The 9,758-nt window shown below is 27.6% G+C and carries 12 protein-coding genes; 10 read left to right on the top strand and 2 right to left on the bottom strand.

Annotated elements, in window-relative coordinates:
• Window positions 1-164 precede the first annotated feature (164 nt).
• The 10 genes from QZ306_RS10230 to QZ306_RS10185 all read left to right on the top strand — a co-directional run bounded on the left by QZ306_RS10230 (window position 165) and on the right by QZ306_RS10185 (window position 8,787).
• Window positions 165-575 carry a hypothetical protein gene (locus QZ306_RS10230; RefSeq protein ID WP_135998625.1) on the top strand — a complete coding sequence of 137 codons (411 nt, stop codon included), beginning with the start codon at window positions 165-167 and terminating at the stop codon, window positions 573-575.
• An 846-nt stretch (window positions 576-1,421) separates the two neighbouring features.
• Window positions 1,422-2,264 carry a replication initiation protein gene (locus QZ306_RS10225; protein WP_135998627.1) on the top strand — a complete coding sequence of 281 codons (843 nt, stop codon included), beginning with the start codon at window positions 1,422-1,424 and terminating at the stop codon, window positions 2,262-2,264.
• A 77-nt stretch (window positions 2,265-2,341) separates the two neighbouring features.
• On the top strand, window positions 2,342-2,491 hold the full coding sequence (locus QZ306_RS10220; RefSeq protein ID WP_168350713.1) for a bactofencin A family cationic bacteriocin: 150 nt from the start codon (window positions 2,342-2,344) through the stop codon (window positions 2,489-2,491).
• 71 nt (window positions 2,492-2,562) lie between these two features.
• A complete protein-coding gene (gene dltB / locus QZ306_RS10215; protein WP_135998629.1) occupies window positions 2,563-3,750 on the top strand; it encodes a D-alanyl-lipoteichoic acid biosynthesis protein DltB in 1,188 nt (395 codons plus the stop codon).
• Between the two features lie 296 nt (window positions 3,751-4,046).
• Entirely contained in the window at window positions 4,047-6,203 is a 2,157-nt protein-coding gene (locus QZ306_RS10210; protein WP_135998631.1) for a peptide cleavage/export ABC transporter, read from the top strand.
• A gap of 16 nt (window positions 6,204-6,219) precedes the next feature.
• Window positions 6,220-7,299, top strand: a complete 1,080-nt coding sequence (locus tag QZ306_RS10205) for an HlyD family efflux transporter periplasmic adaptor subunit (RefSeq protein WP_135998633.1) — start codon at window positions 6,220-6,222, stop codon at window positions 7,297-7,299.
• Between the two features lie 64 nt (window positions 7,300-7,363).
• The gene (locus tag QZ306_RS10200; protein ID WP_135998635.1) at window positions 7,364-8,119 is read left to right on the top strand and encodes a LytTR family DNA-binding domain-containing protein; all 756 of its coding nucleotides are present in this window, start codon (window positions 7,364-7,366) and stop codon (window positions 8,117-8,119) included.
• Between the two features lie 177 nt (window positions 8,120-8,296).
• The gene (locus QZ306_RS10195) at window positions 8,297-8,437 is read left to right on the top strand and encodes a ComC/BlpC family leader-containing pheromone/bacteriocin (protein WP_135998637.1); all 141 of its coding nucleotides are present in this window, start codon (window positions 8,297-8,299) and stop codon (window positions 8,435-8,437) included.
• A 17-nt stretch (window positions 8,438-8,454) separates the two neighbouring features.
• Window positions 8,455-8,601, top strand: a complete 147-nt coding sequence (locus tag QZ306_RS10190) for a bacteriocin (protein WP_168350714.1) — start codon at window positions 8,455-8,457, stop codon at window positions 8,599-8,601.
• Between the two features lie 24 nt (window positions 8,602-8,625).
• Window positions 8,626-8,787 carry a hypothetical protein gene (locus QZ306_RS10185; RefSeq protein WP_168350715.1) on the top strand — a complete coding sequence of 54 codons (162 nt, stop codon included), beginning with the start codon at window positions 8,626-8,628 and terminating at the stop codon, window positions 8,785-8,787.
• A gap of 385 nt (window positions 8,788-9,172) precedes the next feature.
• On the opposite strand, the gene QZ306_RS10180 is transcribed toward QZ306_RS10185, so the two are convergent.
• Together QZ306_RS10180 and QZ306_RS10175 are read right to left on the bottom strand one after the other, a co-directional pair.
• Window positions 9,173-9,457 carry a hypothetical protein gene (locus QZ306_RS10180; protein ID WP_135998641.1) on the bottom strand — a complete coding sequence of 95 codons (285 nt, stop codon included), beginning with the start codon at window positions 9,455-9,457 and terminating at the stop codon, window positions 9,173-9,175.
• Between the two features lie 68 nt (window positions 9,458-9,525).
• A partial coding sequence (locus tag QZ306_RS10175; RefSeq protein ID WP_295163572.1) for a hypothetical protein occupies window positions 9,526-9,758 on the bottom strand: 233 nt, incomplete at its 5' end.

Raw genomic sequence — 9,758 nt, 5'->3', positions numbered from 1 at the left:
ACAATGAGCGTTAGAGAATAATACACGCTTTGCGTGTGTGTAAGTGCGCCCTTAGATAAACTAAGAGATCTTCTTTTAATATTTACATTGTATCATTTTACATTTTTTATCCGCTATGATTTACTTTTTTATAACTAGATTTTATAGATTGGTGGTTGGATATTTTGGAAAATAATAGTATTAAAAAATCAGAGTCTAAGCTTAAAGAACTTGAAAAGAAAAAAGCAGTTTTGAATGAAAAAATCAAACTTGAACGTAATAAACTAAACGCTAAAAAAAGAAAGGAACGCACTAAGCGCTTGATTGAGAAAGGAGCAGTCCTTGAAAGTTTACAGGGTTCAAATGCCGAAAAATTAGCACCCGATCAAACTCTTAACTGGATTAGGCAAAATATTGCTTCCGAAAAGGAAAAAGGATTAGTAAGGCAATTAAGGGTTACTCAAGATGAACTTAATTTCTTTAAGCGTACTGCTAAAAAATGGACTTTAACCAATGATGATGGCTCTAAAATAACTGTTACGGAGTTTATCCATCAACAGTGGCTTTCAAAAAATGAGCAGGCTTCTAAAAACTAAACTTGCTTTTAAATTCATTTTAAGGGGTGTTACCGGGCTTTAAAAGACGTCTTAGTATAATTACACTAGACACCTTTTAAAACCTCTCTAATAGCGTTTTATGCACGAAAAAGAGGCATTCAGACTGAATGCCCCAGCTTAGTAACGTTACAACAGTTTGTAGGTAATCAGCCTACAGTACACTTAACGTTATCATCTTCGGATAGTCTTATTATAGCATTTTTAAGCGGTATGTTAAACTGTTTACGTGCACTTAACAGGCTTAATCACCCTGAATTGCACAGGAAGGAGGTTCCTTCCCTGATGAAATTCATTGTCATCTTCGTGATCTTGCCTAATAAGCAAGTAAAACAGCTTTGTAAGGCTTTATTGTCTGTATTAAAGCTAGCAATTAAAAAAGTTATTAAACTTATTGTTGCTTGGCTATCTGATTAGTTTCTGATTGCTGACGTATAGATTTTAACTTTCAGCGGTATCTTTTTAGATACCGCTGTTTTTATTTGTCGTTATTTTAGATATATAGCAATTTAAATTTTTATTTTGTGAATAGAATATTGTTATTTGAGAAATAACTTTTTTTTTTTTTTCGAAAAAACTTTTCGCGCGCGCTATATACGGTAGATACATTATAGATTACATTATATACATTATAATACATTAGAGCATCTGAAAAGGTTGTTATATCAAGGAATACAGAGGTTAAAAATATGTTTTTGTACATGAAAAATATGTTTTTGTACATGAAAAATATGTTTTTGTACATGAAAAATATGTTTTTGTACATGAAAAATATGCAAAAACACAAAATATGTTATTATACATATAAAATGTTTTCGAGGTGTTTATATGGCAATTATTAGTAATAAAAAAATGGATGTTGCTTTAGATAATTTACTTAGTCGGCAAGACTATTTAGTTACACAAGCTAACGAGTTAGCTAAATCGTTAGGGAATTTAAGAACTTTTGAACATAAAGTTTTAGACTATTGTTTTTCCTATGTTACTCGCGAAGATCAAAACGATAAAGTCTATGAATTGACTATTAATGAGATAGTTAACCATTTAGGTCTTACTATTTCTGGTCAAAATTATAAGAGAGTTGTTGTAGCATTTAAAAAATTAAATGAAAATACAGCAACATACATTCGAATACTTGAAGATGATGTAGAAGGAATATTGATGTCATCTTTGTTTGATTATATTAAGATAATGAAAGACGGTCGTATAAAATTTAGATTTAGTTCTCAGGTAGCGCCATATATTTTTCATCTAAAAGAAAAATTTTATGCTTTTCGTCTATCAGAATTATCAAGGGTTCGTTCTAAGTATACATTGGCGTTACTAAAATTATGGAATGCTAATTCTTTTGGCAAATGGCGAGACTATAATGATCCAGAGAGTATGCCACCAGATGTAGTAATACAAGGAAGTTTAGAAGATTGGCAATCATGGTTTTTGGGTTATGATGAAAATGGAAAAGCTAAAAGATGGCCAGCAGGACGATTTAAACAAATGGCTCTAGATATTGCACTGAAAGAAGCTGGATTGTTATATCCCAATATGATATTTACAATAACAACGTTAAAACAGGGGCGTTGTGTTGTTGGTTATAAAATAGATATTCATCCAGTGAATACTAACGTTAATATGAATACACTTACAATTGATAATGCACCATTAAAAAAATAAATATTTTTGATAGTTAAAGTATTTATAGCTTTTTAGGAATGAATAATGTTATAATGAATTAGATAGGGGTGTTGAATTTGAAAAAAAACAATAAAAAAACATTTAAAGATTCTAAATTTAGAGAAATTGATTTGGTAGAAGCATCAAAAATTATTGGTGGGCGAAAGAAGCATAAGTGTCGTGTGTATAATAACGGAATGCCTACAGGGGTATATCGTTGGTGTTAGATTGAGATTAATATATTATTTCCTCTAGAAGATATATTTCTAGAGGAAATTTATTTTTTGAGGATGGCTTTATGAATACATTTACTCCTTATCAAGATCCTACATATTTTATAATTTTAGCAATTGCTCTTATTCCCATTGTTATTGGGATTTTGTACGGAAAAAAGGTTAGAATATATGAACTTATGATACTTATATTTTTTCTATATCTATCATTCGGTGGAAAAAATATACAACAAGGTATTGCTCTTATCGTATATTTAACTTTCGAGACATTATTAGTATATATTTATGATAAATATAGAAAAAAACATAATAATACTATGATTTTTTGTCTATCAGTATTTCTTGCGATTTTACCACTGGCAATTGTAAAGATAACTCCTTTCTTTAATATAAATTCATACTTGGGTTTTTTAGGTATTAGTTATCTAACGTTTAAATCTGTTCAAACTATTATGGAAATTCGTGATGGAGTACTTAAAAATTTTAATCCCTGGTTTTTTCTACAATTTTTAGCTTTTTTTCCAACTATCTCTTCTGGACCAATTGATAGATATAGAAGATTTGAGCGTGATTACTATAATATTCCTTCTAAAGAGAAGTATTTAAATATGTTAGATAAAGGTATAAAGTATATTTTTGTAGGTTTTGTATATAATTTTATGCTCTCGTATTTTTTTGGTACATTATTACTTCCACAAATAAAAGCTGAAGTAATTGCTTCTATAGGAATATCGTTTAGCCTTATTAAATACATGTATATTTATAGTATGTATTTATTCTTTAACTTTGCCGGATATAGTTTATTTGCGGTCGGAACTAGCTATATTATGGGAATTGAAACACCTATGAATTTTAATAAGCCTTTTATCTCTAAGAATATTAAAGATTTTTGGAACAGATGGCATATGACTTTATCTTTTTGGTTTAGAGACTACGTCTATATGCGTACGGTTTTCTTTTTAATGAAAAAGAAAATATTCAAAAGTAGAAGAACCGTTGCTAACGTAACATACATATTTAATATGTTATTAATGGGTATATGGCACGGAGAAACTTGGTATTATATACTTTATGGCTTAATTCATGGTATAGCTTTAGTTATAAATGACTGGTGGTTATATACAAAAAAGAAAAAATTACAATGGCTACCACATAATAAAGTTACAGAAGCTATTGCAATTTTTATAACATTTAATTTTGTATGTTTCACTTTTTTGATTTTCAGTGGGATATTAGACTATGTTAAGTTTTAAATATCAATAACTATTGTATAAATTTTATTGGTATCGTATAATAAAAATGCCAGTGATATATTTAGGTCATTGGTACGGTTGCAGACCTGATTATTAAATCAGGTCTTTTTTATTGTTAATAATATAAAAAATTGATACTTAAAAGGTTGGACAAATTGTATATTTGTTCAACCTTTTTTGTAAAAATTGACATGATATATTACTACTTTAAAAAAAATTACTTTTGTGATAAACTTATAAAAATATTAAGAATAGCGTAATTTTTTTATTATTTAGAAAGTTAAGAGAAAGTTTAAATGTTCAAATTTTATAAACATTATACTCCCCAAATAGATGAAAGTGATTGTGGTGTGGCAGCTTTATCAATGATTTTAAAGAATTATGGATCAAATGTTTCTATATCTTATTTGAGAAATATAGCTAAAACAAATAAAGAAGGCACTACAGCGTTAGGAATTATAAAAACTGCAGAGAAATTAAAGTTTGAAACTAAAGCTATACAAGCTGATATGACCTTGTTTGATATAGATAATTTACCCTATCCATTTATTGTACACGTAGTAAAAAATAATAAATTACTACATTATTACGTTGTGTTGTCAGCTAATAAAAACAGCGTATTAATTGCAGATCCTGATCCAAATGTAAAGCTTAATAGAATTTCAAAAAAAAAGTTCTTATCTGAATGGAGTGGAGTTGCTATATTTATTACACCAACTATTGAGTATAAACCTGTTAAAGAAAAGAAATCTGGGTTACTATCTCTATTTCATAATGTATTTAAAAATAAAATACTATTAACTAATGTTATAACAGCATCTATATTAATGACAGTTATTAGTATTGTAGGATCATATTTTTTACAATCTATAATTGATACATATATACCTAATGGTACGAAAAATACAATGGCAATAATAGCAATAGGTTTATCAATATTTTATATATTTAATTCTATCTTTCTATATGCTAAAGAATTTTTACTAACAATTTTAGGACAACGTTTATCAATAGATATAGTTCTAGGATATATCAAACATGTATTTGATTTACCAATGGAGTTTTTTGCTACTAGAAAAACAGGAGAAATAATTTCAAGATTTAACGATGCTAGTAAAATTATAGATGCTTTAGCAAGTACTGTAATTTCAATGTTTTTAGATGTTGGAACGGTCATAATTATAGGCATTGTATTAGCTATTCAAAGTCCAATATTATTTTTAATAACATTACTTACGTTACCAATATATATTGTTATCATACTAATATTCTCACAATATTTTGAAAAGTTAAATATGGAGAGTATGGAAAGTAATGCAATTGTTAGTTCATCAATAATTGAGGATATTAGAGGTATTGAGACAATAAAATCTCTTAATAGCGAAAAACAGCGATATCAACGAATAGATAGTCAATTTATTGATTTATTGAAAAAAAATTTAGAATATTCAAAAAAAGATATTCTTCAACGATCCATAAAAAATGGAATACAGCTAATTTTAAGTCTTGTTGTTCTTTGGATTGGTGCAAATCTAGTAATGACAAACAAATTATCACTGGGACAACTTATAACTTACAATGCGCTACTAGTTTATTTTATTAATCCATTACAAAATATTATAAGTTTACAACCTAAATTACAAAGTGCAAAAGTTGCAAATAATCGATTAAATGAAGTATTTCTTGTAGAAAGTGAATATGATCAAAATGCAAAAGCTGCGCATAGATTACAATTAAATAAGGAAATAAAATTTGAAAATATTATATATAGATATGGGTATGGCAAAGACATTCTAAATAATGTAAATTTTTCAATATTACCTAATGAAAAAATAACATTAGTAGGAATAAGTGGATCTGGAAAATCAACATTAGTAAAATTATTAGTTAATTTTTTTAAACCTACCTCTGGTAAAATAACATTTGATGGACAAGATATACACAAGGTAAATAAAAAAGAACTACGGAGTTTTGTTAATTATGTTCCACAAAGTCCATATGTTTTTTCAGGGACGATTTTAGATAACCTAAAGTTAGGTAATAGACCTAATATATCTATGGAAGATATTTATAAAGCATGTGAACTAGCAATGATTAAAGATGATATCGAAAAAATGCCACTTCAATATAATTCTCTTATAGATGAAGACGGTAGTACTTTATCTGGTGGGCAAAAACAGCGGCTAACTATTGCTAGAGCTCTTTTATCTACAGCACAAGTTATAATTTTTGATGAGTCAACAAGCGGATTAGATACTTTAACGGAAAAGAATTTAATAGATAATCTACTTAAACTTTCCGATAAGACCATTATATTCATAGCTCACAGATTATCAATAGCACAGAAAACAGATAAAATTTTAGTTTTAAACAATGGTTCTATTGTAGAGTACGGAACACACGATAGCCTTTTATCTAAAAAAGGTATCTATTATAGCTTAATAAATAATTAAACGGAGTAATTATCTTATGGAACAAAATTTTTTCGAAAGCAGTGAATTTTATTCAAATAGGTATAAAAATTTTTCAATATTAATAATAATTCCGTGTTTTATAATCTTTATTTCGATAATTATATTTTTATTTTTAGGCAAAAAAGAAATTGCTATTAACGGTATTGGATATGTTTCACCTGTAAGCCAAGAAGCTGTTATCCAATCTACTATGGACAGTGATATTGAAAAAAATAGCTTGAAGGAAGGTAAACATGTAACAAAAGGAGAAAAATTAGTAGTTTATAAAGATCCAAATTCTGAAAAAAAGAAATATTCGATTAAACAAAAAGAACAACTTGAAAACCAATTGAAAAGTTTATCCATCTTAAAACTAGGAGTTCAAAAAAATATAGATATTTTTTCTTATACCGACCAGTTTGGATATCATAATGAATTAAAGGCATATCTTACACAAATAAGTATTTATAATCAACAAAACAATATATTACGATCACAAAATGATTCTAAGAAAGATAATAAAATAACAGATTACAATATAAATATTAATAATAGTAAGATAGAACTTCTACAATCAGAAAAACTATCTGAAATCTCAAAAGAAGAAAATAAATTGCAACAACTAATTAATGATCTTAATTCAGAAATAAAAATTAGTAATCAATACAATACTATTATATCTGCACCTATATCAGGCATTTTACATGTTAATGCTGATTATTTAGGTATGAATAAAGTTAGTACTGGATCTACACTAGCTAAAATATATCCTGACTTAAATAGTTTAAAAAAAGTAAAACTAACTGCGTATATATCACAGAAAGATATATCTTCTATACACAAAGGGCAGCTTCTAAAATTTAACATAACAACTAATAACTCTAAAGTATTGATTTTAGAAGGACAAATTAATATGATTAGTACTTCTACTGTAAAAATAAAAGGTGAAGAAGTGTATCAAGTATCAGCCATCACTAAAACTATATCTAAACAAAAAATACAAGCTATTAAATATGGCATGCAAGGAAATACAACAATTATAACAGGAAAAACTACTTTCTTTAATTATTATAAAGATAAGTTTTTAAATAAATAAGCATTGCGCAGTACTTAAGTGACTATAGAGTTAAATATTTTAAAATATAGCGAGGTTTTATATTATGCTCACGACACTTATTCTAGAAGGTAACCCAGAATTTAGAAAGAATTTACAAAATATTATTCAAAATAGAATATTGATAAATCCAACAAAAAGTGAATATGATATGGAAATCTCCTTAATAGCTGATGATGTTTCAGAAATGTTAGAGTATATTCAAAAACATCACGAAAAATCATTCCTTTTATTTGTAGATACTGATAAATTATCCGAGAATTTATCAATAGGAAAATTTTTGAAAGATAAATTAGATTTTATTGAAATAGTATATTTAACGAATGATGATTTTATATTTCGTGAAATTGTTGCAAATAAATCTGAACCATTAGACATAGTACAAAAAAAAAGCTCTATAGAAAAATTCACACAAATAATTCGAGAAAATATCGATATAGCATTTTCTAGATATAAAATAAATATTACACATGAGCATATTGACAAATTTACTTATGAACTAGATCATGGAATATTCAAAAGAATCTCTTTATCACAGGTATATAGTATAGAGACCATTACTAATAACAATAAACAGGTTTCATTAGTTTGCAGTTCTTTTAAAACAACGATTTTGGGAAATCTTAAAAATATTGAGACAACGCATAAAAATTTTTTTAGATGTAACCGTACAACGCTAGTTAATATAGACAATATTTATGCAATTGATAAATCAAATAAATTTCTAACAATGAACAATGGTACTGTACATAAAATTAGTACTAGAAAAATAAAAACAGCACTGGAAATTTTCAAGGATTAATAGTAAGAAGATAGTAGTTAAGACATAAAAAACGACTATAAATGGTTGAGTAAATTATTATTTTTGCGTTTACAACTAGAAATCGTACACTTAAAAATTTTATATCAATATTTATGTACAAAGATTATACTCATAATTGTTAAAAGTTAACAAAAAGTTTGAAAGGACACATGTATTATGAATACAACTAAATTTAATCAATTTTCAGAACTTTCTACTACTGATTTACAAGTAATTATTGGCGGGAAACATGGTGTAGTTTACCATATTACAGATGCAGTTGTTAGCTTTGGAAAGGGATTTTTGAATGCTTTTTAATGAAAGGATATGATCGTATGACTAATTTACAAATGTTTAATAATATTTCTGAAGAAGACTTATCAAAAATTAGCGGTGGCTATAATCGATTAGCTGGACAATTGGGTCATTATGCTGGTAAAGCAGCTATTGTAGCAGGAGTAGCTTTTGGCATTTTTAGCTAATTATTTATAAGGAGATATAGTCTTATGGATAAAAGAAAATTTGGTAAAATTTACATTTCTTTTTTACTATTTATGATAACTTTAAAAACATTATTATTTCCAGGTCCAATTTCCACTGGAACACTCGTAGCATTGATTTTATGGAGTACTTTTATGATTAAACTTACTCCTACTGAAAAAAATTAAATTTATTTAGTAACTCTGTACATTGTAGCCATATTATTATGATATGAAAAAATACCTCATAAGGTTATGACATAAGTCTCTATTTACAAAGAAAACTACTACAAAACATGATCGACGAGTTTCTAGTTATACGTTATTTTAGATAAGATGCTTTAGAGTAAAATAAACAAGCGACAAATTAAAAATGTCGCTTGTTTATTTTACTTATTTTTGAGATCTATAGAGTTTTACTCCGTAGAAAATAATACATAACCCAAAAATTAATAGAGCTATATTTAATCCCCAAAAAACCAGTCCACGGTCCATGTTATTTTTAATATTTGATGCAATAATGAAAAACATTAGTACACAAAAACTAAATCTGGATTTAAAGGGAGTATTGTTATTAGATGTCACGGCAGAACGTAGCAAAACCTACTGCAGCTCCTCCCCAATACCCCAGTGGACCAGCTGAAGCAAAACCGAGAATTGCAGATCCGCCACCTCCGATTAGGCACAATGCTCGTTCAGGAATCTTTTGTTCTTGTTGTGTTGTTAAAACTTGAGTTGAAGCTTCTTGAGAGGTACTTGAAGCTTGAGCACTTGTGCCAACTGCACCAAATAAAATAACTGACATAACTACTGTAGTAATAAAACGTAAAAATAAAGCATTATTCCCTTTGATAGACATATTAAATTCCTCCTTTTTTGAAAGCGATTACATAATGATTATAAAATATTAATGGCTATTTGGCAATGTTATTTATTTTTGAAATATTTTAGATTAGACTCTGTTAGATTCAATTGTAGCTTTAAATCATAGTACTCTTTAAATGTTATACTATTTTTAGCGCCCTCTACATCGTTTTTTACGCTATCATACCTTTGTAGCGCTGACATATTTTGTTCACGTGTATTCGTAGATCTTGAATCCTCGAATAGTTGATCAACTTCTTCTTTCAACTGATCGTATGGCTTTGCAGGAGTGGAAC

The sequence above is a fragment of the uncultured Brachyspira sp. genome (assembly GCF_910588665.1).
Taxonomy (GTDB): Bacteria; Spirochaetota; Brachyspiria; order Brachyspirales; family Brachyspiraceae; genus Brachyspira.
This window is presented reverse-complemented; position numbering and strand designations above follow the sequence as displayed.

Coding starts and splice junctions, on each gene's coding strand:
- QZ306_RS10210 (WP_135998631.1), top strand. CDS start 4,047: ATGTTCAAATTTTATAAACATTATACTCCCCAAATAGATGAAAGTGAT.
- QZ306_RS10185 (WP_168350715.1), top strand. CDS start 8,626: ATGGATAAAAGAAAATTTGGTAAAATTTACATTTCTTTTTTACTATTT.
- QZ306_RS10180 (WP_135998641.1), bottom strand. CDS start 9,457: ATGTCTATCAAAGGGAATAATGCTTTATTTTTACGTTTTATTACTACA.
- dltB (WP_135998629.1), top strand. CDS start 2,563: ATGAATACATTTACTCCTTATCAAGATCCTACATATTTTATAATTTTA.
- QZ306_RS10195 (WP_135998637.1), top strand. CDS start 8,297: ATGAATACAACTAAATTTAATCAATTTTCAGAACTTTCTACTACTGAT.
- QZ306_RS10225 (WP_135998627.1), top strand. CDS start 1,422: ATGGCAATTATTAGTAATAAAAAAATGGATGTTGCTTTAGATAATTTA.
- QZ306_RS10190 (WP_168350714.1), top strand. CDS start 8,455: ATGACTAATTTACAAATGTTTAATAATATTTCTGAAGAAGACTTATCA.
- QZ306_RS10205 (WP_135998633.1), top strand. CDS start 6,220: ATGGAACAAAATTTTTTCGAAAGCAGTGAATTTTATTCAAATAGGTAT.
- QZ306_RS10200 (WP_135998635.1), top strand. CDS start 7,364: ATGCTCACGACACTTATTCTAGAAGGTAACCCAGAATTTAGAAAGAAT.